This is a genomic window from Halomicrobium sp. HArcht1-1 (genome assembly GCF_058933285.1).
Genome location: NZ_JBZYDL010000001.1, coordinates 294,524 through 317,018 on the forward strand (window position 1 = coordinate 294,524; position 22,495 = coordinate 317,018).

General features: G+C 64.8%; 21 protein-coding genes and 1 pseudogene. 10 read left to right on the forward strand and 12 right to left on the reverse strand.

What is annotated here, in order from left to right:
- The first annotated feature begins 55 nt into the window (after positions 1 to 55).
- From AC5FRZ_RS01585 to AC5FRZ_RS01595, 3 genes are read left to right on the forward strand one after another with little or no spacing between them, the layout of a single operon-like run.
- On the forward strand, positions 56 to 559 hold the full coding sequence (locus AC5FRZ_RS01585) for a 2'-5' RNA ligase family protein (RefSeq protein ID WP_372479890.1): 504 nt from the start codon (positions 56 to 58) through the stop codon (positions 557 to 559).
- A 36-nt stretch (positions 560 to 595) separates the two neighbouring features.
- Complete coding sequence (locus AC5FRZ_RS01590) at positions 596 to 1,018, forward strand: PPC domain-containing DNA-binding protein (RefSeq protein WP_170093103.1); 423 nt, start codon at positions 596 to 598, stop codon at positions 1,016 to 1,018.
- Positions 1,019 to 4,591 carry a DNA polymerase II large subunit gene (locus AC5FRZ_RS01595; RefSeq protein ID WP_493563692.1) on the forward strand — a complete coding sequence of 1,191 codons (3,573 nt, stop codon included), beginning with the start codon at positions 1,019 to 1,021 and terminating at the stop codon, positions 4,589 to 4,591. It begins immediately after the preceding gene.
- 20 nt (positions 4,592 to 4,611) lie between these two features.
- On the opposite strand, the pseudogene AC5FRZ_RS01600 reads toward AC5FRZ_RS01595, so the two are convergent.
- A pseudogene (locus AC5FRZ_RS01600) lies at positions 4,612 to 4,683 on the reverse strand (IS6 family transposase); the annotation flags it as partial.
- Between the two features lie 439 nt (positions 4,684 to 5,122).
- On the opposite strand from AC5FRZ_RS01600, the gene AC5FRZ_RS01605 reads away from it, so the two are divergent.
- The 3 genes from AC5FRZ_RS01605 (at position 5,123) to AC5FRZ_RS01615 (ending at position 7,382) form a co-directional block, all read left to right on the forward strand.
- Positions 5,123 to 5,323 (forward strand): hypothetical protein, encoded by a 201-nt coding sequence (locus tag AC5FRZ_RS01605; RefSeq protein WP_170093105.1) that lies wholly within the window; start codon positions 5,123 to 5,125, stop codon positions 5,321 to 5,323.
- A gap of 152 nt (positions 5,324 to 5,475) precedes the next feature.
- Positions 5,476 to 5,697, forward strand: a complete 222-nt coding sequence (locus AC5FRZ_RS01610; protein ID WP_372479887.1) for a hypothetical protein — start codon at positions 5,476 to 5,478, stop codon at positions 5,695 to 5,697.
- 368 nt (positions 5,698 to 6,065) lie between these two features.
- Positions 6,066 to 7,382, forward strand: a complete 1,317-nt coding sequence (locus tag AC5FRZ_RS01615; protein ID WP_170093107.1) for a hemolysin family protein — start codon at positions 6,066 to 6,068, stop codon at positions 7,380 to 7,382.
- Between the two features lie 26 nt (positions 7,383 to 7,408).
- Here the strand turns inward: AC5FRZ_RS01615 and AC5FRZ_RS01620 are convergent, their stop codons facing one another.
- A complete protein-coding gene (locus AC5FRZ_RS01620; protein WP_153554830.1) occupies positions 7,409 to 7,825 on the reverse strand; it encodes a hypothetical protein in 417 nt (138 codons plus the stop codon).
- 118 nt (positions 7,826 to 7,943) lie between these two features.
- On the opposite strand from AC5FRZ_RS01620, the gene AC5FRZ_RS01625 reads away from it, so the two are divergent.
- A complete protein-coding gene (locus tag AC5FRZ_RS01625; RefSeq protein WP_170093109.1) occupies positions 7,944 to 9,122 on the forward strand; it encodes an aspartate kinase in 1,179 nt (392 codons plus the stop codon).
- Positions 9,123 to 9,150: 28 nt separating this feature from the next.
- Here AC5FRZ_RS01625 and AC5FRZ_RS01630 read toward each other — a convergent pair whose 3' ends face one another.
- From AC5FRZ_RS01630 to AC5FRZ_RS01645, 4 genes are all read right to left on the reverse strand, one after another.
- A complete protein-coding gene (locus AC5FRZ_RS01630; protein WP_208627560.1) occupies positions 9,151 to 9,855 on the reverse strand; it encodes a metallophosphoesterase family protein in 705 nt (234 codons plus the stop codon).
- Between the two features lie 119 nt (positions 9,856 to 9,974).
- Positions 9,975 to 11,252, reverse strand: a complete 1,278-nt coding sequence (locus AC5FRZ_RS01635) for an adenosylhomocysteinase (RefSeq protein ID WP_493563693.1) — start codon at positions 11,250 to 11,252, stop codon at positions 9,975 to 9,977.
- Between the two features lie 45 nt (positions 11,253 to 11,297).
- Complete coding sequence (locus AC5FRZ_RS01640; protein ID WP_170093112.1) at positions 11,298 to 12,140, reverse strand: hypothetical protein; 843 nt, start codon at positions 12,138 to 12,140, stop codon at positions 11,298 to 11,300.
- Positions 12,141 to 12,278: 138 nt separating this feature from the next.
- The gene (locus AC5FRZ_RS01645) at positions 12,279 to 13,577 is read right to left on the reverse strand and encodes an amidohydrolase (protein WP_493563694.1); all 1,299 of its coding nucleotides are present in this window, start codon (positions 13,575 to 13,577) and stop codon (positions 12,279 to 12,281) included.
- A 162-nt stretch (positions 13,578 to 13,739) separates the two neighbouring features.
- Between AC5FRZ_RS01645 and hisG the strand changes: the two genes are divergently transcribed.
- A complete protein-coding gene (hisG, locus tag AC5FRZ_RS01650) occupies positions 13,740 to 14,588 on the forward strand; it encodes an ATP phosphoribosyltransferase (RefSeq protein WP_493563695.1) in 849 nt (282 codons plus the stop codon).
- 147 nt (positions 14,589 to 14,735) lie between these two features.
- Here hisG and AC5FRZ_RS01655 read toward each other — a convergent pair whose 3' ends face one another.
- The 4 genes from AC5FRZ_RS01655 to AC5FRZ_RS01670 form a co-directional block, all read right to left on the reverse strand.
- On the reverse strand, positions 14,736 to 15,050 hold the full coding sequence (locus AC5FRZ_RS01655; protein ID WP_493563696.1) for a hypothetical protein: 315 nt from the start codon (positions 15,048 to 15,050) through the stop codon (positions 14,736 to 14,738).
- On the reverse strand, positions 15,023 to 15,904 hold the full coding sequence (locus AC5FRZ_RS01660; protein ID WP_493563697.1) for a matrixin family metalloprotease: 882 nt from the start codon (positions 15,902 to 15,904) through the stop codon (positions 15,023 to 15,025). The genes AC5FRZ_RS01655 and AC5FRZ_RS01660 overlap by 28 nt, the downstream gene beginning before the upstream one ends.
- Positions 15,905 to 16,021: 117 nt before the next feature.
- Positions 16,022 to 16,264 carry a hypothetical protein gene (locus AC5FRZ_RS01665; protein WP_372479880.1) on the reverse strand — a complete coding sequence of 81 codons (243 nt, stop codon included), beginning with the start codon at positions 16,262 to 16,264 and terminating at the stop codon, positions 16,022 to 16,024.
- Positions 16,265 to 16,266: 2 nt separating this feature from the next.
- Positions 16,267 to 16,590 carry a hypothetical protein gene (locus AC5FRZ_RS01670; protein ID WP_493563698.1) on the reverse strand — a complete coding sequence of 108 codons (324 nt, stop codon included), beginning with the start codon at positions 16,588 to 16,590 and terminating at the stop codon, positions 16,267 to 16,269.
- A 1,037-nt stretch (positions 16,591 to 17,627) separates the two neighbouring features.
- On the opposite strand from AC5FRZ_RS01670, the gene AC5FRZ_RS01675 reads away from it, so the two are divergent.
- Positions 17,628 to 18,671 (forward strand): enolase-like domain-containing protein, encoded by a 1,044-nt coding sequence (locus tag AC5FRZ_RS01675; RefSeq protein ID WP_493563699.1) that lies wholly within the window; start codon positions 17,628 to 17,630, stop codon positions 18,669 to 18,671.
- 140 nt (positions 18,672 to 18,811) lie between these two features.
- On the opposite strand, the gene AC5FRZ_RS01680 is transcribed toward AC5FRZ_RS01675, so the two are convergent.
- Complete coding sequence (locus tag AC5FRZ_RS01680) at positions 18,812 to 19,009, reverse strand: hypothetical protein (RefSeq protein WP_493563700.1); 198 nt, start codon at positions 19,007 to 19,009, stop codon at positions 18,812 to 18,814.
- Positions 19,010 to 19,889: 880 nt separating this feature from the next.
- On the opposite strand from AC5FRZ_RS01680, the gene AC5FRZ_RS01685 reads away from it, so the two are divergent.
- Complete coding sequence (locus tag AC5FRZ_RS01685) at positions 19,890 to 21,167, forward strand: MFS transporter (RefSeq protein ID WP_493563701.1); 1,278 nt, start codon at positions 19,890 to 19,892, stop codon at positions 21,165 to 21,167.
- Positions 21,168 to 21,246: 79 nt separating this feature from the next.
- On the opposite strand, the gene AC5FRZ_RS01690 is transcribed toward AC5FRZ_RS01685, so the two are convergent.
- Entirely contained in the window at positions 21,247 to 22,107 is an 861-nt protein-coding gene (locus AC5FRZ_RS01690; RefSeq protein WP_372479875.1) for an SAM-dependent methyltransferase, read from the reverse strand.
- Positions 22,108 to 22,495 lie beyond the last annotated feature (388 nt).

Genomic DNA, 22,495 nt, shown 5'->3' on the forward strand with positions numbered 1-22,495 from the left:
TGTACAACCGGTCGAAATCGGGTCGCTTTTCGCCGTCGCCGTCGTCGGTCCGGACGTGTTCAGCCTGAACGTCCCCGTTCCGGGCGAGGTCGCGCGGCTGGCGAGCGACCTGGCTCGCGAGTGGCCCAGCGCGAGCCCGCGCCCCCGCGGCGAGCACTCGATGGTCGCCAAGCGGCTCGCGACCGACGACCACCCCGCCAGCGTCGTCGAGGCTCGCGCCAGGGAGGTCCTCGCCGACCAGCCCGCCGTCGCGGTCCGCATCACGGGCGTCGACTGGTTCGCCGAGCCGACCTCCGGGACGGCCCCGGTCGTCTACCTCGCCGTCGAGAGTCCGGGGTTGCACGACCTCCACCGCACTCTCTGTGACGCGTTCCACACCGTCCCGCGGGTCGAGGGCGAGGAGTACACGCCACACGTCACCGTCGCACGTGGCGGCGACCGGGCCAGCGGGCGTCGGCTGCTCGACCGCGACATCGAACCTATCGAGTGGGTCGTCGACGAACTGGCCTTCTACGACGCGGCCCACGCGGTGGAGTCCGGCCGGGTTTCCCTCGGGTGACAACCCTTTTGCCCTGCCCTGCCCTCTCACTCCAGTATGGATTACCGCGAAGTCGAGACCACCCGAGAGTACGTCTGTCGGCTCGAAACCGGGCGTGACTGGCGCGCCCAGATCGAGGACTTCGCCGACGAGCAGGGGATCGACGCGGCCTTCTTCCAGGGGCTCGGTGCCGTCGAGGACGCCGAGATCTACTTCTACGACCAGGAACGCCAGGAGTACGACGCCGTGACCTTCCCGGAACCGCTGGAGGTGGCGGCCTGCGTCGGCAACGTCTCGCTGCTCGACGGGGAGCCGTTCGCCCACACCCACGCCGTCCTCTCGCGACCCGACGGGTCGGCGCTTGCGGGCCACCTCAACAGCGCGACCGTCTTCGCCGGAGAACTCCACGTTCGCGCCTTCGACGCCGAGCTCGTGCGCGAGCACGACGAGACGACGGAGCTGGACCTCTGGGGGCTGTAGATGCGCGAGGTCGACGAACGCTACTTCGACCGCCTGGAATCCCAGCTCGACGACGCCTTCGAGGTGGCCCAGGCGGCCAAGCGACGCGGCGGCGATCCCGTCCCCGAGGTCGAGATCCCGACGGCCCGCGACATGGCCGACCGCGTCGAGAACATCCTCGGGATCGACGGCGTCGCCGAGCGGGTGCGCGAACTCGAAGGCGAGATGAGCAGAGAGGAGGCCGCACTGGAGCTGGTCTCTGACTTCGTGGAGGGCGAGGTCGGGAACTACGACTCCAAGGCCGGCAAGGTCGAGGGAGCCGTTCGAACGGCCGTCGCCCTGCTGACCGAGGGGGTCGTCGCCGCACCGATCGAGGGGATCGACCGCGTCGAGATCCTCGAAAACGACGACGGCACCGAGTTCGTCAACGTCTACTACGCCGGCCCGATCCGCTCGGCCGGCGGGACCGCACAGGCACTCTCGGTCCTCGTGGCCGACTACGCCCGCGCGCTGCTGGGCATCGAGGAGTACAACGCACGCGACGAGGAGGTCAACCGCTACGCCGAGGAGATCGAACTCTACGACAAGGAGACGGGCCTCCAGTACTCGCCAAAGGAGAAAGAGTCGAAGTTCATCGCCGAGCACATGCCGATCATGCTGGACGGCGAGGCGACCGGCGACGAGGAGGTCTCGGGCTTTCGGGACCTCGAACGGGTCGACACCAACTCCGCCCGCGGTGGGATGTGTCTCGTCGCCGCGGAGGGCATCGCGCTGAAGGCTCCGAAGATCCAGCGCTACACCCGCAACCTGGACGAGGTCGACTGGCCGTGGCTACAGGACCTCATCGACGGAACGATCGGCAAAGACGGCGGGGACGACGGCGAGGACGAGGAGGTCGACGACGGGGACGAAGAGAGCGACGGCGAGGACGAGGAGAGCGACGGGGACGACGACGGCCCGCCGCGTGCCGATCCCAGTACGAAGTTCCTCCGTGACCTCATCGCCGGCCGACCCGTCTTCTCACACCCGAGCGAACCCGGCGGCTTTCGCCTCCGCTACGGCCGGGCACGCAACCACGGCAACGCGACTGCCGGCGTCCACCCCGCGACGATGCACCTGGTCGACGACTTCCTCGCGACCGGTACCCAGATCAAGACCGAACGGCCCGGCAAGGCCGCTGGCGTGGTCCCGGTCGACACCATCGAGGGGCCGACGGTCAAGCTCGCCAACGGGGACGTGCGCCGGATCGACGACCCGGCCGACGCCATCGAGGTCCGCAACGGCGTCGAGAAGGTGCTGGATCTGGGCGAGTACCTCGTCAACTACGGCGAGTTCGTCGAGAACAACCACCCGCTCGTGCCGGCCTCCTACACCGTCGAGTGGTGGCGACAGGAGTTCGACGACGCCGGTGGCGACCTCCGGGCCCTGCAAGACGACGTTCACGTCGACCTGGCCGATCCGACCGCCGAGGAGGCGCTGCGGTGGGCCGAGGCGTACGACGCTCCCCTGCACCCGAAGTACACCTACTGCTGGCACGACGTGACCGTCGACGCCGTCGGCGCGCTGGCGGCCGCCGTCGAAGACGCCGAGAGGGCCGAGACGGACGGCGCAGCCGTAGCAACGCCGTCGCCGGACCGTGATACCGACGGCGACCTCGTTCTCCCGAACCGCGAGCCCGTCGCCCAGACGCTCGAACACCTGCTGGTCGAGCACACCCAGCGCGAGGACACCATCGTCGTCCCCGACTGGGAGCCCCTGGTCCGGACGCTTGGCTTCGACGCCGCTCTCGAACGCGAGTGGTCGCTCGACGACCTCTCGGAGCACGCCCGCACGTACGCCGACGGCGACAACGCCATCGAGGCGATCAACGAGATCGCCCCCTTCCGGCTCCGCGAGCGCGCCCCGACCCGGATCGGCAACCGGATGGGCCGCCCCGAGAAATCAGAGGAGCGAGAGCTGTCGCCGGCCGTCCACACGCTGTTCCCCATCGACGAGGCCGGCGGCGCTCAGCGCTCGGTCGCCGACGCCACCAAACACGCCGAGGAGATGAACGACCAGCAGGGCCTCGTCGAGGTCGAGGTCGGTCGCCGCCGCTGTCGGGACTGTGGCACCGAGAGCTTCCGGGGCCGCTGTCCGGACTGCAACGGCGTCACCGACGCCGTCTACGTCTGTCCCGACTGCGACTCCGAGGTCGAGCCCGACGAGTCGGGACGAGCCGAGTGTGCCCACTGCGAGACGATGGCCTACCCCACCCAGTACGAGGCCATCGACCTCGGCGAGGAGTTCCGCGACGCACTCGCTGCCGTCGGCGAACGCGAGACGGCCTTCGACATCGTCAAAGGCGTCGAGGGGCTGACCTCCAAGGAGAAGATCCCCGAACCGATGGAGAAGGGGATCCTCCGGGCGAAACACGACGTGTCGGCGTTCAAAGACGGCACCGTCCGCTACGACATGACGGACCTGCCGGTCACCGCGGTCCGGGCGTCGGAGCTCGACGTGAGCGTCGACCAGCTCCGCGGGCTGGGCTACGAGGAAGACATCCACGGCGATCCGCTGCGCCACGAGGACCAGCTCGTCGAGCTCAGAGTTCAGGACGTGGTGCTCTCGGATGGCGCGGCCGAGCACATGCTCAAGACCGCCGCGTTCGTCGACGACCTCCTAGAGCAGTACTACGGGCTCGACAGGTTCTACGAACTCGACGACCGCGAGGAGCTCGTCGGCGAACTCGTCTTCGGGATGGCTCCCCACACCAGCGCCGCGACGGTCGGGCGCGTCGTCGGCTTCACCTCCGCGGCGGTCGGGTACGCGCATCCGTACTTCCACGCCGCCAAGCGGCGCAACTGCGACGGCGACGAGGACTGCGTGATGTTGCTGATGGACGGCCTGCTCAACTTCTCGAAGACGTTCCTGCCGAACCAGCGCGGCGGCCGGATGGACGCCCCGCTCGTGATGTCCTCGCGGATCGACCCCAGCGAGATCGACGACGAGGCCCACAACATCGACATCATGCGGGAGTACCCTCGCGAGTTCTACGAGGCCACCCGCGAGATGGCCGACCCCGGCGAGGTCGAGGAGATCATGACCATCGCCGAGGAGACGCTGGGCACCGACCACGAGTACACCGGCTTCGACCACACCCACGACACGACCGACATCGCGCTCGGCCCGGACCTGTCGGCGTACAAGACCCTGGGGTCGATGACCGACAAGATGGACGCCCAGCTGGATCTCTCGCGGACGCTGCGGGCCGTCGACGAGACCGACGTGGCAGAGCGGATCATCGAGTACCACTTCCTGCCGGACCTGATCGGCAACCTCCGGGCCTTCTCCCGCCAGGAAGTCCGCTGTCTCGACTGCGGCGAGAAGTACCGCCGGATGCCCCTCACCGGCGACTGCCGGGAGTGTGGTGGCCGCGTCAACCTCACGGTCCACGAGGGGTCGGTCAACAAGTACATCGACACGGCGACGATGGTCGCCGAGGAGTTCGACTGCCGGGAGTACACCAAACAGCGCCTCGAAATCCTCGACAAGTCGATCAAGCGCGTGTTCGAGAACGACAAGAACAAACAGTCAGGTATTGCCGACTTCATGTGAGACCACCTTTTTACGCGGCGGGTGCGCTCGTTCTCCCAAACGTCTTGATCGTCCGTTTCTAACGTTTCTCTGAGCAGGTCTGCGAGTTCCATGATCAGTTCTCGCCACGGCCTGCTCGTTCCTCAATCCCTCAACTAGACAGTGCCGATTCTTTCGTTGCATCACTCAGCCGACAGCAGGACGCTCTCACGTGGGCGACACCTGTTCAGACACGAGATCCCTGACCGACGGCTTGATTGAGGTGACTGGGTGGATTCCGAAGCGACCGCTGACACGGACAATTCATGTAGGTCCGACGACGATCCTTCTGGGGAGTATCAGAAAGACAGTTGGTTCAGCCAACTGAAAACCGAACAGTGATCAGATTGGCCAGAGCCAGTCGTACGCTGGTGCAACCTGCCTGAGTTACGCTATCGCCGTTACGCAATCCGATCTTGAGCAGCGGTACGGTGGCGAATGACACCAATCGGAAGCACTCGCCGGTTCGATAATAATGACAACTAATACATGTTTCGGGCGGTTCCGCAGAGTATGAGCGACAGTGACGGGAAAGCGATGTGGTTATTCACGCTTGCGCTCGGCGGCGCGCTCAGCGTGGCGGTTACCGATCAGTTCGTATTGGGTCGGTTCGGCGAGATGGCAGTCGCTGCAGCGACGATGTTAGTGGTCTATTACGTCGTGCTGTTCGTGTATCGCCAGGTGGAGGAGCTTAACAGCGATGAGACAGCGTGATGCCCATCCAGGCTACCGCGTCTTTCAACAGCAGTCGACCTAAGCCACAAGTAGAGAGTATCATAGAAGAGTTCGTAGGGATTGCTAAACCAGCTCAAACAAATCCAAACCGTCGTACACTTGTCGCACGCTGTTCTAAGATTGCTGTAGCTATGGCGGAAGAGAAGTTCGGCGTCGCTGTTGACGAGGAAATCGTACGAGGAGTGGACGAATGGGTGGCTGAGTGTGACAATCTCGGAGCTAGCCGCTCCGAGACCGTCGAAACCATCCTCACAGCGTTCGTTCAATCCGAGACGAACCACGTCGAACGGGTGAGAAAACTCATTATTCGAAAACAGAAAAGTTCTTTCGCGGTCAATTCGCACACCTACTGAACGGTTGTTTCTGGCCATAAAAAATCGAAAGAACAGCGATTCAACAGCACAGCTCTCGTCACCTCCTCGTCACCTCCTCCTCAGCTCTCACGTCTCCTTCGAGAACACCGGCACGTAGCTGTGCGGAGCCGAAGGTGCCGGCGGGGCCGTCGGTCGTGTGGCTGCGGTCCTCGCCGGAGGTCGGTGGACCGACGCACGAGCCGCTGGGCTAGGGCCGGTGACATCCGGCCGTCCGAGTCGATGGCCGCCGGAAGCTCACGGTCGTGTTCGTCGGTGCACCGCCAGACCGTCTCCGTGGGCGGGGCGCGGAGTGAGCTTCCTGTCTCGACCCCACCGTTTAACCCCGAGACGCTGGAAGGACTGGCCACATGACCGACATCGCACTCTCGCTGGGGGGCATCGCGCTCGCGCTCTTTCTGGTCCTGCTGAACGGCTTCTTCGTCGCCTCGGAGTTCGCCTTCGTCCGGATCAGGGCGACCTCCGTCGAACAGCTCGTCGAAGAGGGGGCCGCCGGTGCCGGCGTGCTGGACGACGTGATGGACCACCTCGACGACTACCTCGCGACGACGCAACTGGGGATTACGGTCGCCTCGCTGGGACTGGGGTGGGTCGGTGAGCCCGCCATCGCCGACCTGCTCGAACCGGTGCTGGCTCCGATTCTGCCACCGAGCCTGCTCCACGCCGTCGCCTTCGCCGTCGGATTCACTGTCATCACCTTCCTCCACGTGGTCTTTGGCGAACTGGCACCGAAGACGCTGGCCATCGCTGACGCGGAGAAGATTTCGCTGCTCGTGGCCGCGCCGATGAAGTTCTTCTTCTATCTCTTCTATCCGGGCATCGTCGTGTTCAACGGGACGGCGAACTACTTCACGCAGCTGATCGGCGTCGAACCGGCCTCCGAGAGCGAGGAGACGCTCGAAGAGGAGGAGATCCTGCGGGTGTTGAACCGGTCGGGGCAGGCCGGCCACGTCGACGCGAGCGAAGTCGAGATGATCCAGCGCGTCTTCGAGTTCGACGACCGGTCCGTTCGCGAGGTGATGGTCCCGCGGCCGGACGTGATCAGCGTCCCCGCCGCCATGCCGGTCGCCGAACTCCGGTCGGTCGTCCTCGACGCGGGCCACACGCGCTACCCCGTCGTGGACGAGGACGACGATGTCGTCGGCTTCGTCGACGCCAAGGACGTGTTGCGGGTCATCGAGACCGGCGACGAGTCCTCGGCGACGGCGGGCGACATCGCACGGGACCTCCCGCTCGTCCCCGAGTCGACCCGGATCGACGAGCTCCTCGGGGAGTTCCAGGACCAGCAGCGCCAGATGGCCGTCGTCATCGACGAGTGGGGCGCGTTCGAGGGCATCGCGACGGTCGAAGACGTACTGGAAACGCTCGTCGGGGACATTCAGGACAACTTCGACACCGACGAGCGCGAACTCTCGATCGAGCACCGCGACGACGGCTCCTACCGCGTCGGCGGCTCGGTCCCCCTCTCGGCAGTCAACCAGGAGCTTGACAGCGACTTCCAGAGCGACGCCTTCGAGACGATCGGCGGGCTCGTCCTGGACCGCCTCGGTCGCGCACCGGAGGCCGACGACGAGATCGAGGCCGACGGCTACCGGATCTCCGTCCTGCGTGTCGACGGGGCACGGATCGCTGCCGTCGAGCTGTGGCCGTCTCAGTCGGCCGAGTAGCGCCCCACGTTCGGCCAGACGGACCCCTACTGGTGGGCGCGACCGGCGTCGAGTCGATACCGGGTCGTCTGCTGGCCCTCGAACTGGGGGCCGGCCCCCTCGTTCTCGAAGCCGGCGTCTTCGATGGCGGTGCGTGCCGCGTCCTCGTCGGCCGGGAGGAGGACCTCGACGCCCATCTCCTCGCGCCGGGCGAAGCTGACCGGCTCCTCGATCAGTCGCGCACACGCGCTCTCGCTTCCGCCGATCTGTGTCACGTGAACGGTGCTGTCCCGGGCGTCGAAGCTGACGAACCCGGCGACTGTCGTCTCCTCGTCCCCGTCGGCCGGTGTCTCCGCGACCCGTACCGTCCGGTCGTGGACGAGGTTCCGCATCACGTCCGGCGGGCTCCCCGATAGTTCGGCCATGCGCTCGGCGTCGGCCTCGACGGCGTCCCGGATCTCCATACCGGAGTGTCGGCGCGAACGCAAATAAACGGTGTGCCGCGCCAGATGAACACAGTTATCCCCGACCATGGGCTACGGGTCGGGTAATGAGTCACGTACGCACGATCAGGGTGGTAGCATGCGCGTAGTCGCCAAGTTCGGTGGGACGAGCCTTGGCAACGGCGAGCGGATCAACCGGGCCGCAGACTCGATCGCGTCGGCCATCGAGAACGGTCACGAGGTCGCCGTCGTCGCCAGCGCGATGGGGAACACGACCGACGAACTCCTCGAAGAGATCGAGTACGACGCCGAGCCCGAGGACCGCGCACAGATCGTCAGCATGGGCGAGCGCACCTCCGTCCGGATGCTCAAGGGCGCGCTCGCGGCCCGCGGCGTCGACGCGATGTTCCTCGAACCGGGGAGCGAGCACTGGCCGATCATCACCGACGAGTACGGCGAGGTCGACGTCGAGGAGACGACCAAGCGGGCTCACGCGCTGGCCGGCCAGCTGGAGGACGTGGTGCCGGTCGTCACGGGCTTTCTCGCACAGGATCTCGCGGGCAACGTCACCACGCTGGGGCGGGGCGGCTCGGACACCTCCGCGGTGATGCTGGGCAAGTACATGGACGCCGACGAGGTCGTCATCGTCACCGACGTGGAAGGCGTCATGACGGGCGACCCCCGCGTCGTCGAGGGGGCGCGCAACGTCGGCGAGATCTCCGTCGACGAACTGCGCTCGCTCTCCTTTCGCGGGGCCGAAGTCGTCGCGCCCTCGGCGCTGTCGTACAAGGACCGCGACCTGGGCGTCCGGGTCGTCCACTACCAGCACGGCGACCTGCTGACCGGCGGCACCTCGATCGAAGGCGAGTTCCAGAACCTCATCGACCTCCAGGAAGAGCGTCTCTGCTGTGTCACCGTCGCCGGTCGCGCGATCCGAAACAGTCCGGGCATTCTCGGCGAGCTCTCGACGGCGCTGGGCGACGAGGGGATCAACATCGACGGCGTCTCCTCCGGGATGGACTCGATCACCTTCTACGTCGACACCGACCACGCCGACGACGCGGAGGCACTCTTGCACGATCACGTCGTCGACGACGACACCCTCTCCAGTGTCACCGTCGAGGACGACATCGCCGTCGTCCGGGTCACGGGCGGTGAGTTGCCCAACCAGCCGGGCATCGTCAAGCGCGTCATCGACCCGCTCTCGGACGCCCACATCAACCTCTACGACGTGATCACCTCGGCCACCTCGGTGTCCGTGTTCGTCCCGTGGTCGGACCGGGAACAGGCCCTCTCGCTCGTTCAGGACGTGTTCTGACGCCGTCAGCTGTCTCTGGATCTTCGACTTATCGCCCCTGTGTCAGCCGGAACCCGATCTGTCGCGGGAGCCCGGCGTCCTCGACTGCCTGGATGACCGCGTCCGTGTCGTAGTCGACGCGTCGCTCCTCGACGGTCCCCTCGGCCACGTCGAGGACGGCGTAGGCCGCCGTCGGGTCGTCGTCCCGTGGCTGGCCGACGCTCCCGGGGTTCAGGACGATCCCCTCGTCGTACCGTTCGTGGTGTTGCACGTGAGTGTGGCCCATGATCAGCGCGTCCTCGTCTCCCAGCAGGTCCGGTCCGAACTCTCCTGGCCGGGTGTAGTGGTCGGGGTCGTCCGGGTGGCCGTGGACGATCTTCACTCGCCCGTCGAGCACGTGGCGCTCCGTCGGCAAGTCGTCGAGCCACGCCAGCTGGTCGTCGGTCAGCTGGTCGCGGGCGTGGTCGACGGCGGCCGCCGCCATGTGGTTGAAGTGTGGGGCGTGGTCCGTCGCGACGGCCCGGTCGTGGTTGCCCTGCACCGTCGGGACCGTTCCGTCGAGCAACGCGGCGTCGCTGTCCGCGATCGGCCCGCTCTCTGGCGCTGCGATCGCGTCGACACACGCCGCGTGCCACGGATTGTACCCCACCACGTCCCCGGCACACACCAGTCCGTCGACGCCGGGCATGTCCGCGAGGACGGCCCGTAACGCGACCTCGTTTCCGTGAACGTCTGACAGAACGCCGAGCTTCATTGCCACTCTCTACGACGGTCAGAACTTAGTTCCCACTGACTTGTTTCACGAGCTGGACGTGCGGAACCCTCGTTTGCCTGTCGCTCGCCGGGGTCATCCAGACTGTGCGCGAGACCGGCCTACGTCCCGTGCTGCCAGGAGTCCATGTACTCGGCCTGGCTCTCGGTCAGCGAGTCGAACTCGACGCCTTCCGCGTCGAGTTTGATCTCCGCGACCTCCTCGTCCAGTTCGTCGGGTACGTCGTGGACGCCGGCCGCGTACTCTTCGCCGCGCTCGACGAGTTCCCGGACACAGACGGCCTGGATGCCGAACGACTGGTCCATCACTTCGACGGGGTGGCCCAGCGCGATCGGGGTCGCGAGGTTGACGAGTCGCCCCTCTGCGAGGACGTTCAGTCGGCGACCGTCGGCCATCTCGTAGGCCCGGACGCCGTCGCGGGCCTCGTACGTGTCGACGGCAAGCTCCGAGAGCGCGTCGAGGTCGACTTCCACGTCGAAGTGGCCGGCGTTGGCCAGCAGGACGCCGTCCTGCATCGCTTCGAAGTGTTCTTCGACGATCACGTCGCGGTTGCCCGTCGTCGTGATGAACACGTCGCCCGCTTCGGCGGCGTCGGCCATCGGCATCACGTCGTAGCCTTCCATGTGGGCCTCTAGTGCGCGGCGGGGCTCGACTTCCGTGACGATCACGTCCGCGTTCTGGCCGCTTGCCTTCTTCGCGACGCCTTTCCCGCAGTTCCCGTAGCCGGCGACGACGACGGTCTTGCCGGCCCACGAGAGGTTCGTCGTCATGGCGATCGAGGCCAGCGAGGACTCGCCGGTGCCGTGGACGTTGTCGAACAGTCGTTTCATCGGCGTGTCGTTGACGGCGAAGACCGGGTACTCAAGCGCGCCGTCGTCGTCCATGGCTCGCAGGCGGTGGACGCCGGTCGTCGTCTCCTCTGCGCCGCCGACGATCGTGTCGATCAGCTCCGGATAGTCCTCGTGGATCGCCGCCACGAGGTCCATCCCGTCGTCGACGGTGATCGTCGGCTCGTGGTCGATGACGGCCTCGATGGCGGCGTAGTACTCCTCGTCGTCGACGCCGCGCTCGGCGTAGCAGGTGACACCGTCGACGGCGTCCAGCGCGGCGGAGACGTCGTCGTGGGTCGACAGCGGGTTACAGCCGGTCATCGCGACCTCGGCCCCACCGGCGGCCAGCACTTCGGCCAGGACGGCGGTCTTGGCTTCGACGTGCATCGCCATGCCGATGCGCTCGCCCGCGAAGGGCTGGTCGGCCTCGAAGGACTCCCGGAGCGACGCCATGATCGGCATGTGCTGGACGGCCCAGTCCATCTTGCGGCGGCCCTCCTCGCGGGCCGTGGCCGGGTCGTCGAGTCGCGCGGTAATGGGATCAGTCATACCCCAGATAAAGAGCAGGCCGCTGAAAACGCTACCGAACCCGGATCAGTTGCCGCCCGCGTTGGCGTGGTCGGGCGGACCGCCGTCGTCGGTCTCCGTCTCGTCTTCTGGCGCTTCGTCGGTCTCTCGTTCCTCGTCTTCGCTCTCGGCTTCTCCTCCGTCGTCCTCGTCTTCTGGCGCTTCGGTTTCCGTTTCGTCGTCCGCTTCGTCGTCTTTGTCGGGACCAGCGTGTTCGGGCGGACCGCGCTCGTCGTCGGTCTCGTTCTCGCTGTCGGGGCCGGCGTGTGCGGGCGGGCCACGCTCGTCTTCGTCGGTTTCGTTCTCGAATGCCGTCTCGTTCTCGTCTTCGGTCTCGTTCTCACGGTCGGGGCCGGCGTGTGCGGGCGGACCCGCGTGGGCTGGTGCGTTCCCAGGATTGTTCGCCTGGACGAAGGCGGCGACCTGCGGGCCGATGTGGCGTCGGTCACCGTCCAGCAGCGACTGGACGTAGGCAGACACCTGCTGGCCGAAGGCGCTCGTCTGATTCTCGCCGAGGTACTCCTCGCCGAGCAGGTCGGCCGTCGTCGTGGCCGTCCGGTTGTCCGCGGTCGCGGTGACCGAGATGGTCTCGTTGACCTCGGGCGAGTCCAGCTCGACCTCGCCGTCGTCGTCGGTCGTGTACGACCCGATCCCTTCGTAGGAACTCCCGTCTTCGCCACCCACGTCGACGGTGGCGTTCTCGACGGCGCTGTCGTTTTCCGTGACGCTGATCGTCACGTCGTCGTCCTGTGCGACGCTGACCGACAGCGCCGCGTTCCCGGCCCCGTCGTCGGCCGCCGCGACGCCGGGACCGACTGCGGCCCCGACCAGCGTGACGGCCATCACCAGTGCGAATAGTTCGGTGCGCATCGTACCAGAGACGTGCCCCAACACCGGCATAAACCCCGAATCCGGTTCAGTCAGTTCGGCGACGTTCGAGACTAACTCAGATGGCGCGAGAACGTTTAGAAACGTCTCTCGTCGTTTAACCCCGCCCGGCGGACGCCGCTACTCCGTCGCGCGCTCGACCAGTGCCGTCGCGTGCTCGCTCGCCCGCTGGACGACGGCCGCCTCGTCGAACGGTTCCACGTCCCGATCGCGCATGAGGACCGTCCCGTCACAGACGGTGTGGCGCACGTCGCTCGCGCTGGCAGCGTAGACGAGGTGGCTCACGAGGTCGTGGGCCGGCGTCAGGTGGGGTTGGTCGAGGTCGACCACGGCGAGGTCGGCGTTCGCGCCCGCTTCGATCCGCCCGCTGTCGAACCCGAGCAGTTCGGCCCCGCCGGCCGTGGCGATCTCGACGACGCTCGCCGCCGCCATCGCGCTCGCGTCCTCGGCGGCGAGCTTGCCGATCATCGCGGCGTCGCGCATCTCGTCGAACATCGAGAGGTCGTTGTTCGAGGCCGCCCCGTCCGTCCCCAGGCCGACGGTGACGCCGGCATCGAGCAGGTCCTGGACGGGTGCCATCCCGCTCGCGAGCTTCATGTTCGAGGCCGGGCAGTGGGCGACGCCGGTGTCGGTGTCGGCCAGCAACTCGATCTCTCGCTCGTCGACGTGGACGCCGTGGGCGATCCAGGTGTCCGGGCCCAGCACCCCGAGGTCGTCGGCGTACTCCAGTGGCCGCTTGCCGTGCTCGTCGACGATCGGGCCGACCTCGTCGCTCGTCTCGTTGGCGTGCAGGTGGATCGGACGGTCGGCGTCGTTCGCCGCGGGGACGAACTCCCGGAGGAACTCCTCCCCGACGGTCGTCAGCGAGTGGGGCTGGAACGTCGTCCGGATGCGCCCGTCGGCCGCGCCGTCGAGGCGCTCGGCCACGTCGAGGCTCTGCTGTGTGTCTTCGCGTGCGGCCTCCTCGTCCTTGCCGACGGTGACCGCAGTGTGGCCCAGCACCGCCCGCAGGCCGGACTGCTCGACGGCCCCGGCGATCTCGTCGACGTGGAAGTACATGTCCGAGAGCGCCGTCGTTCCGGACTTGATCATCTCGACCAGGCCGAGCTCGGCACCGGCCCGCACGTCGTCGGCCGTCAGTTCGGCCTCGACGGGCCAGATGTCCTCCTGGAGCCACGCATCGAGGGGCTTGTCGTCGGCGTACCCCCGCAACAGCGTCATCGCCACGTGCGTGTGTGCGTTGACCAGCCCCGGCACGACGAGCCCGCCGCTTGCGTCCAGTTCGTCGTCGCCGGCGAGCGCGCCGGGCTCGTCGACGGCCGCGATGTCGCCACTCGACTGATCGATCAGTACGTCCGCGCGTTCGACGGTCAGGTCCGGTCGGAGGACCCGTCCGCCGGAGACGAGGAGTTCGCTCACGCCCGACGGTTCTGTCCGGGGGTGCCTGAATCCACCGCCTTCCTCGTACTGCTGTCTCTGCGGACAGTCCCCACGGCCGGGGTGCGAATTCCGGCGGACAGCGACGGCCGCTCACGACTCGGGAAGGGAAAAGCAATTGCGGCGGGCCGTCGAGGTGTCGGTATGCGCATCGCCGTCCCCAACAAGGGCCGCCTGCACGATCCGTCGGTCGACCTGCTGGAACGGGCGGGGCTCCACGTCGTCGACGGAGCCGACCGCCAGCTGTACGCCGAGACGGTCGATCCCGACGTGACGATCCTCTACGCCCGCGCCGCAGACATCCCGGAGTACGTCGCCGACGGCGCGGCCGACGTGGGAATCACCGGACTCGACCAGGTCCGGGAGGCCGGTCCCGGCAACCTCACCGAACTGCTCGATCTGGACTTCGGCTCGTGTCGGCTGGTGCTGGCCGCGCCCGAAGACGACGCCGTCGAGACGGTCTACGACTTCGAGGGCGGCCGCGTCGCCACGGAGTTCCCCAACGTCACGCGCCGGTACTTCGAGGAGATGGACGTGGACGTTTCGATCACCGAGGTCTCGGGTGCGACCGAGCTCACGCCCCACGTCGACATCGCGGACGGCATCGTCGACATCACCTCGACGGGGACGACCCTGCGGATGAACCGCCTGGCGGTCGTCGACGAGGTGCTCGACTCCTCGGTCCGCCTGTTCGCCCGCGAGGAGGTCGTCGGCGACGAGAAGGTCGGGCAGGTCGCGACCGCGCTGGAGTCGGTCATCTCAGCGGAGGGCAAGCGCTACCTCATGATGAACGCGCCCGAGGACGCGCTGGACGACGTGAAGGACGTCCTGCCCGGCATGGGCGGCCCGACGGTGATGGACATCGCCGGCAGCGACGACGTGGCCGTCCACGCCGTCGTCGACGACGCCGACGTGTTCGAGACGATCACCGCGCTCAAGGACGTGGGTGCCAGCGACGTGCTGGTCACCGAGATCGAACGGCTCGTCGAGTAATCTCGTCTCGGTGGTCGCTGGCGAGGGGGCGTGATTGCGACCGACGCGAGGGCTTTCGGTGTCCTGACGAACGAAGTGAGGGCGTGAAAGACGAGTGCAACGAGTCTTTCAGTGTCTGTCCCTGGTCGGCTGTTGCTCCTCAGAACCCTACTCCCACCACTCGCTCCTGCGCTCGCCGTAGTCGGCGTCCTGGAACACCGCGGCGCGTTCGCCACTTTCCAGCCCGAACGCCGACCCCAGCCAGTAGCCGGTGTGCCAGCCGACGGCGTCCTCGCCGACGGGGCCGATACAGACGACCATCCGGGTGTACAGCTCCGCGCGCTCGTCGGTGTCGAGGTTCCGGACCGAGCGGAGAGCGCCCGATCCGTCGGTGACCGTACAGCCCCGCTCGCTGTCGTTGGTGACGACGACCTCGGCGAACTCCGGTTCGTCGCTCACGACGACGCTGACGTTCTCCGGCACGGTGCCGTCGGCCCCGGCGTCGTAGTACTCGACCGCGTGGCGGACCTGCTCGCGGACCACCGCCGGGTCCCCGTCGATCGTGTCTGGCTCGACCGCGACGTGGAGGGTGTCGCCGTACCACGGGAACGGTCGGTGGCGTCGCGGATGTCGCCCTCGTAGCGCTGTGCCATCAGGTCCAGGGGCTCGTCGCTGTGGTTCAGGCCGACGAGGTGGCCGAACTCGTGGCGCGTCGTCGCCAGGACCCCCGCGTTCGAGCCCTGGCTCTCGACGGCGGCGACTTCGAGGTCTCTGGCTCTCGTCTCCTCGTGGAGGTACGCCGCACAGCCCGCGACGTTGGTCTCCTGCTCGTCACAGCGATCGACCGACTCTCTGAACTGGACCTCGACGCGGGCGTCGTCGGGGTCCTCGGCCAGCACGAAGCGGTACTCGAAGTCGGTGTAGCGCTCGATGTTGGCGTTCCAGTAGTCGATCGTCCGGAGCGTGAGCGCGGTGGTGTTGCGCCCGTCGTCGGCGCTGTCGTTGATCCGGACCGGGACGATCTCCTGGCCCCACGGGTTGTCCGACGAGAGCGTGTCGTCCGGCGTTTGCGTGGCCGTCTCTGTCGGTGATGGAGCGGGCGTCGGCGTGGGTGTCTCGGTTGCGGTCGGCGTCGGCGTGGCCGTCTCTGTCGCGGTCGGTGTGGCCGTCGGCGTCGCGGTCTGGGACTCGACGGCCGTCGGCGTGGCCGTCTCGCTCACCGTCGGTGTGGCGTCCTCTGAGACCAGCAGCCCGCTACAGCCTGCGAGGGTGACGAGGACGACGAGACCGAGTAGCGTCCCGTTCCGGGGAGCTACCGACCAGCGTGAGCGAGACATCTACCCACTCTTCGGTGGTTCGACGTGTTAAGTCATGGGGCACTCGTACGGTCGTGGACTGGCGGCCATCAGTTTCCGGCGACGTTCGCGTCGGGGTGATGCCGCGTTCGAATGCCCCTAGCGCTCCGCTTCGGTTCGATAGTACTGGTAGGAGAGGTACACGAACAACGTTCCCAGGCCTGCGAGCGCCCCGGCGATGCCTGCAATCTGGCCGGTCGTTCCGGTCGTGTACCGGCCGAAGCCAACGGCCGAGAGACCGAACAGGACGACGGCCGCGCCGACGATAGCCGACAAGAGCAGCGAAACCGCCAACACCACGCGGTTCGCGAGCAGGAGGGTGCGTTCGGTTGTTTCGGACATGATCAATCGAGTGACTCGATCCGGATCGGTTCGTTGAGGACGACGCGTCGTTTGCTGAGGTCGATTACCGTGGTGAGGTAATCGGCGTAGAAGTACGCGGCGGCGATCGTATCGACGCTCGTCTTGATCTCGATTCCGATGTCGTGCTGGACTCCTGCGGGCAGCACGAACTGCTCTGAACGAATCGTATCTCCGGTGACGAATCCGGGATTCTCGACAGTTCGGAAGACGGCCGTCGAAGCCGGGCGTGCTGTCTCTCGGACGAAGAACCGAACCCTCGCGTTCCCTCCGACGGCACCGCCTTGACGGTAATACTTCGCCGTCATCCGGACGGCACCACCGATCGACGAACTCGGTGTGAGACGACCGTACAACCGCGCGTACCCTGTTGCACCGCCGATCCCGGCAACGCGCGCATTCGCCTGAACGCGGTTGCTGCTGACGTTGAATGCTCGATCTGCGGCTCCGACACCCCACGAGTTCCCTCCCTTCTGCCCTCGTGTCGCCGTGACTCTCGTGGTTGCCCCGACGGCGGCGGTGGTGCCCTCGGAACTGGAACTCGAATCCGGGGTCGTTGCGGTCTCGGGCCCGCTCTGTTTCTCGCCTGTCGTCAACGCACGGCGTTCTCGAATGTCGGTAGAGACTCGTGGCGTCTGTGGATGTGCGAGAATCTCGTCTGTTGCCGCCCTGAACGCGGCCTCTGTATCGAGAGAGCCGGTGTTCGACCGACGCCGATACTTCGTCGCGATCCCCTGAATGATGGCCGCCTCTTTGCGTCCGTACTCCGCCACCAGGAACGCCCGTCGATCTCGTCGGGAGGGTTCTGTCTCGGTGCCTCCCGGTATGTCCGGATCGTCCGCGAGCGGAGCGTCTCCGTCGGCCTGTCCACGCACGACTTCACTCGACGCGACTGTGCTTCCGAGGATGCCGACCGAGAGTTTCCCGAGGAGCGATCGACGGTCCAGCACACTGTCGGCTCTCTTCGACGGTCTGCTCTCTCGCGAAGCCATCTCTCTTCGACCGTCGGAACTCGCATCGGCGTCGGATCGCCGCCGGTTCTGGTCGGTATCTCTCTCCTTCATGCCGCCTCACTCTGATCCGGTCTTTCGCGACTCACACGACATCTATTGACAACGAGAAACAAAAAACTTATGACTGCTGAGACAAATTGAAAACCTCTCTTTCTGATACTATCACCGGTGCCGGCCCGAAACACGTTCCAGACTCACGTCGCGGTCCTCGTGATCCCGCGAACTGCCCGTCGGTGACGCATTTCGCCGTCCCGTGCGGTGCGTCCGGTCACGAAGCGACGGCCGTGGTCTCACTGCCGGCCATTTATTTCGCCCCGCGACCAAGGAGTGGTATGTACGAGCGGGTCGCCGACCTGAAGCTGACCGTCGACGAGTACGAGCTTGCCGATCGTCGCCGTGACACCTCCAGTGGGTTCACGCGCCGAACGACGACGGTCGCGCTCCACGGCGACGGCGAGATCGGGCGCGGGGAGGACGTGACCTACGAGCCCGAGGATCACGATTCGATGCACGCGCTCACGGCCGATCTGGCCGGCGAGTACACGCTGGATTCGTTCTCCGACCGACTCGACGACATCGACCTGTGGCCGGAGCCCCCGACGCAGGACCCGGCCCGTCACTACCGGCGCTGGGCCTTCGAGAGCGCGGCACTGGACCTGGCGCTGAAACAGGCCGGCCGGACGCTCGGGGACGCACTCGATCGGACGTACGATCCCGTCCGGTTCGTGGTCTCGACGCGGCTGAGCGAGGACGGCGACGGGCGGCCGACGACCGACCGCGTCGAGGCGTGGCTCGACATCGACCCCGGCATCGAGTTCAAGCTCGACCCCACGCCCGACTGGGACGCCGAGCTGATCGCGGCCCTCGCGGCGACCGACGCGGTCCGCGTCGTCGACCTGAAGGCCTACTACGAGGGGACCGACGTGGACACGCCGATCGACGCCGAGTTCTATCGGCACGTCTCCGAGGGGCTGCCCGACGCCGTCGTCGAGGACGCGGCGATCACCGACGAGACGCGATCGGTGTTCGAGGGGCGCGAGGAGCGGCTGAGCTGGGACTACCCGATCACGGGCATCGCCAGCATCGAGGCACTGCCCGTCGAACCGTCGTGGCTCAACTGCAAGCCCTCCCGGTTTGGCACCGTCGAGTCGCTGCTGGAGTCGATCGCCTACTGCGAGCAACGCGGCATCCAGCTGTACGGCGGCGGGCAGTTCGAACTCGGCGTCGGCCGCGGGCAGATCCAGGCGCTGGCGTCGCTGTGCTATCCCGACGCACCCAACGACGTGGCACCGGGCGAGTACAACGCGCCCGAGCCACAGGCGGGGCTCCCGTCGAGCCCGCTCGAACCGACGGCGCGTCGCGGCTTCGGCTGGTAATCCCGGCGACGAGCGGGACACGCCTGCTCGGACCGCCATCCACCGGCGGGCGATCACGAACGCCGCCACGTCGCCACTGGCCGCAACGTAGCCGTCGACGACCTCTTCCAGGATCGCCGTCCCCGTCCGATCCATCGCGGTCACGCTGCTGTCGTCCGCGACCGCGAGCCCGTCGATCTCGCGGGCCAGCCCGACCGCCTGCTCGTTGCCGAGTCGACGAGGTCGCCGACCGCGGGCACGATGTCGCCCGGTCCCTCGCCGTCGTCGGCGGCGAAGACGGTGTTCACGAGGCGGAGGTACGACTGCCAGTGCGGACCGCTCCGCGCTCCGCCCGTCATCGTCAGTGGCCTGTCCCTGCCCTCACAGATCCCATTAGCGTGCTGTTGCGGACTCCAGTACAAAGATACTGGTGCTGGTCTGGGGGTGGTGTTCAGATAAGGATGAAAAGTGAGGCGGTGTCTTTCTTGAGTGGTTCATATCCGAGGACACACGCCTCGGCGGAAACTCGGTGAGACCGACTTTCTGTTTGTTGAACGAGAGGCGACACGACGATTCTCGATGAAGCTTAGAACGGTACTATATACTGCTAAAATATACGCTTCAAATACTATTCTTGTTCTTGTCATATCTGGTGTCAGACGGGCTCGATTCACAGTGTATGATTCGGTTTACAAGGCGAACTACAGACAGCGTCTTATCGATCTCCAGGTCAGATTACGGTCGACGAAACGGTGTTCTGAATCGACGACGGGTAGTATTGGCTGTACGCTACCGTCGATCTCAAATCGAACAGATTGCTCTGTAAAGCTTGAGATAGCAAGAATATGGGGATTTGAGGCGTGTTCTTTGTCGGGTCACGCAAGCAACACGAAGTCGGTGGCGCTCTGGTGCTCGTCGACAGTGTGACTCCATGGCAAGATATCTGTCCACGCCGTGGGATCGATCTCAGATGTCAGGATCATTGGAGCTGGAATTGAGCATATCACATCATATAGGTGATAAAAAGACAAATATGTCGGATTTCAATTGTTTATGTGGGGCAGGCACAGACACAGTTGAAAACTAGTCCAGATCATTTATCATCGAGTGTTGTCAGCGTGACAACTTTTACCCCACGTACTCGGTGACAGTGAAGAGCTGATCGGGGCAGCGTCGGATATCTCTTCGATTGCACTCAAATTTGACAAGAGTTATGTATTGGGATATTTTCTTCCAAATGTGAACGAAAGCAGAGCACAGGTATTCGTCCTCGCAGGCGCCAGACTGGCGGACACGACGGGCAATGGCTTCCTCATAGTTCTTCTTCCTGCGTACCTGAGCAGTTCGCTATTCTCCCCGTCGCTCTCAGCTGGACCGATATTTCTGGCCAGTGGGACGATGATCGGAATCGCTGTCTCGGCTTATAGTTACGTGAGCGCAGGCCTGCAGCCGTATACGGGTCGACTGTCTGACTGGGTAGGAGTGCGTCGTCCGTTCGTCCTCCTCGGCCTCGGCATCGTCGGCGTCGGAAACCTCCTCTACCCGTTAGCTGAAACGTACGGCTACGTCGTTGCAGTTCATGCCATTCAGGGACTCGGTGCTGCTCTTGCACTCCCAGCATCGATGGCTATCATCAACGACATCACACGCCGGTCCAACCGAGGCGGAAACATGGGGATTTTCAACAGTATTCGCCTCCTTGGCTACGTGATCGGGCCGGTCCTCGCTGGATTCCTCATCACCAACGGACCGTATACGCTCTCATTTGGGGGCTTCTCGAGTCAGATTTCGGGATTCCAAATCGCGTTCTGGGGGGCCGGGTGCTTCGCTTTCATCGGAATGGCACTCGTGGTCGCGTTCGTCACCGAACCTGCGGTGCAACCCACGACGGAAGAGAATAAAACGTCGCTTACAATTCTCGGACACAATCAACTCTTCCATCCGGTCTTTGCGCTCGCAATTGCCACGTTCCTCATGTCGGTCACTGTCGACTTGATCGTCGCGCTACAATCCGATATAAACTCACATCTCGGTCAGACGGCCTCGGAGTTCGGGCTTCAGTACTCCGCATTGATCATGGCTGTCGTTCTGCTGATAATTCCGTTTGGTATCGCGAGCGACCGCTTCGGGCGGCGGCCGTTCTTATTGGGCGGTGTGGTACTGCTTATTCCCGCGATCGCCGTCCAGGGATTCATTCAGTCGGAACTGCTCATGGTCGCAGCGCGCTTCACGCAGGGTATCGCGATGGCGATGGCCTTCGCCCCGTCGCTCGCGTTCGCAGGCGACTTTGCAAGCTCAGGTCAGTCCGGCCAGTGGATGGCGGTGATCACCTCTGCCTACGGATTCGGCCGCGCAAGTGGCCCAGCTATCGGTGGGTTCCTCGGCAGCTTTGGATACGTGATTCCGTTTCTGGCGGGTGGGCTGATTTCGGTGATCGCCATGTTACTTATCGTCACGCAGGTGGGCTATAGCGATCGGTTTCAGCCAGTGCCCGGTGGTGTGACCTCGGATTCGTGACGATAATCAACTGGGGCTAGCCGTCTCCTGGTGTTGAAAGACGGATCGGTTGGTTACGGCGGGCGGCCTATCGACGCTACTACTCGGGGATCTCACCATAGGCTGTCTGGTGGGACCAAAGTCCTTTTCGGAGAGCCCGGTACTGGTAGTGACAGCCGACGATGTGATCGACTTCGGTCTGGCTCACTTCACCCCGTAACTGTCCAAGCTTCGCCTTCGCATACCGCGGGAAACTCCGCAGGAACGTCCCTCGGGAGAACGGCATGACGTTCTCGTCATTGCAGTGCATCTCGACGTTGCTGAAACCGTACTCGTGGAGCCCCTCCTCGAATTCGTCAACATGTGCGAGATTCGGAACCTTCCAGCCATCAAGCCACTTCCGCATTAGTGTCTTCTCTCGGACGGAGAGGTGATCCCTGACCATGTAGCCGTCTGCGACGACGAGCCGGCCACCGTCGCGAAGCACACGCCGTGCCTGTTCGATGAAGTCCCGTTTGTCTTCCGCGTAACAGACCGCTTCAAGTCCCCAGACGACGTCGATGGAGTCGTCCTCGATCGTCTCCATCTCGGTGTGGTCGTCGTATCGGAAGTCAGCCTGGTCCGTCACTCCTCGCTTTTCCGCGAGGTGTTCGGCCTTGCTCAGTTGCATCTCATTGATGTTGATCCCGACGACGTCGGCTCCCCGATTTTTTGCGAGCCACGTCGCGGGTCCGCCGATTCCACATCCACAGTGGAGGACTCGATCATCTTTGTCGATGTCCGCGATGTTTGCCAGCACACGGTTCATATTTTGAACGGCTGTCTCGCGGCTCGTGTGCTCCCTGTCGAAATATCCGTAGTGAATCGACGCGTGATCGTTTGTATCCATCGACTCCTGATAGAGATCGTGTGTATCTGTGTAATACTGTTCGACACTGTTGGTAATCACGTCCTGCACCATAATAGTCGGGACATAGGAACAGAAATTAAGTCTTACTGTATTGAATTCTGCTCTTGGGAAGGACATTGTCGATACTTCTGATCGGTAGCTGTGGAGTCGAAGTGGACGGGGGCACTGCGTCAGCGGTGGCCGTTGTTGGCCCGGCCGGGATCGACGAAGCGCAGGTCTTTGCTGGGAAGAACAGCCCCAAGCGCGATTGAGCGGTACGCTCGGCGCAGCGCATCGATATCCAGATTCGACCACTCGCCTGCTATTATAAATTATATTCTATTTACTACTATTGTATTTAGGCTAATACTTACTCTATATATACATATTGTATAATAAGTACACAATTGAAAGATAGGCGAATTTGGTAGCTTCTGAGCCTGCTATTCGCAATCTCTAA

What these genes read in the sequence shown, in the direction of transcription:
- AC5FRZ_RS01590 (WP_170093103.1), top strand. Translation starts at nt 596, where the DNA reads ATGGATTACCGCGAAGTCGAGACCACCCGAGAGTACGTCTGTCGGCTC.
- AC5FRZ_RS01595 (WP_493563692.1), top strand. Translation starts at nt 1,019, where the DNA reads ATGCGCGAGGTCGACGAACGCTACTTCGACCGCCTGGAATCCCAGCTC.
- AC5FRZ_RS01605 (WP_170093105.1), top strand. Translation starts at nt 5,123, where the DNA reads ATGAGCGACAGTGACGGGAAAGCGATGTGGTTATTCACGCTTGCGCTC.
- AC5FRZ_RS01610 (WP_372479887.1), top strand. Translation starts at nt 5,476, where the DNA reads ATGGCGGAAGAGAAGTTCGGCGTCGCTGTTGACGAGGAAATCGTACGA.
- AC5FRZ_RS01615 (WP_170093107.1), top strand. Translation starts at nt 6,066, where the DNA reads ATGACCGACATCGCACTCTCGCTGGGGGGCATCGCGCTCGCGCTCTTT.
- AC5FRZ_RS01620 (WP_153554830.1), bottom strand. Translation starts at nt 7,825, where the DNA reads ATGGAGATCCGGGACGCCGTCGAGGCCGACGCCGAGCGCATGGCCGAA.
- AC5FRZ_RS01625 (WP_170093109.1), top strand. Translation starts at nt 7,944, where the DNA reads ATGCGCGTAGTCGCCAAGTTCGGTGGGACGAGCCTTGGCAACGGCGAG.
- AC5FRZ_RS01630 (WP_208627560.1), bottom strand. Translation starts at nt 9,855, where the DNA reads ATGAAGCTCGGCGTTCTGTCAGACGTTCACGGAAACGAGGTCGCGTTA.
- AC5FRZ_RS01635 (WP_493563693.1), bottom strand. Translation starts at nt 11,252, where the DNA reads ATGACTGATCCCATTACCGCGCGACTCGACGACCCGGCCACGGCCCGC.
- AC5FRZ_RS01640 (WP_170093112.1), bottom strand. Translation starts at nt 12,140, where the DNA reads ATGCGCACCGAACTATTCGCACTGGTGATGGCCGTCACGCTGGTCGGG.
- hisG (WP_493563695.1), top strand. Translation starts at nt 13,740, where the DNA reads ATGCGCATCGCCGTCCCCAACAAGGGCCGCCTGCACGATCCGTCGGTC.
- AC5FRZ_RS01660 (WP_493563697.1), bottom strand. Translation starts at nt 15,904, where the DNA reads ATGTCTCGCTCACGCTGGTCGGTAGCTCCCCGGAACGGGACGCTACTC.
- AC5FRZ_RS01665 (WP_372479880.1), bottom strand. Translation starts at nt 16,264, where the DNA reads ATGTCCGAAACAACCGAACGCACCCTCCTGCTCGCGAACCGCGTGGTG.
- AC5FRZ_RS01670 (WP_493563698.1), bottom strand. Translation starts at nt 16,590, where the DNA reads ATGACGGCGAAGTATTACCGTCAAGGCGGTGCCGTCGGAGGGAACGCG.
- AC5FRZ_RS01675 (WP_493563699.1), top strand. Translation starts at nt 17,628, where the DNA reads ATGTACGAGCGGGTCGCCGACCTGAAGCTGACCGTCGACGAGTACGAG.
- AC5FRZ_RS01680 (WP_493563700.1), bottom strand. Translation starts at nt 19,009, where the DNA reads ATGACGGGCGGAGCGCGGAGCGGTCCGCACTGGCAGTCGTACCTCCGC.
- AC5FRZ_RS01690 (WP_372479875.1), bottom strand. Translation starts at nt 22,107, where the DNA reads ATGGTGCAGGACGTGATTACCAACAGTGTCGAACAGTATTACACAGAT.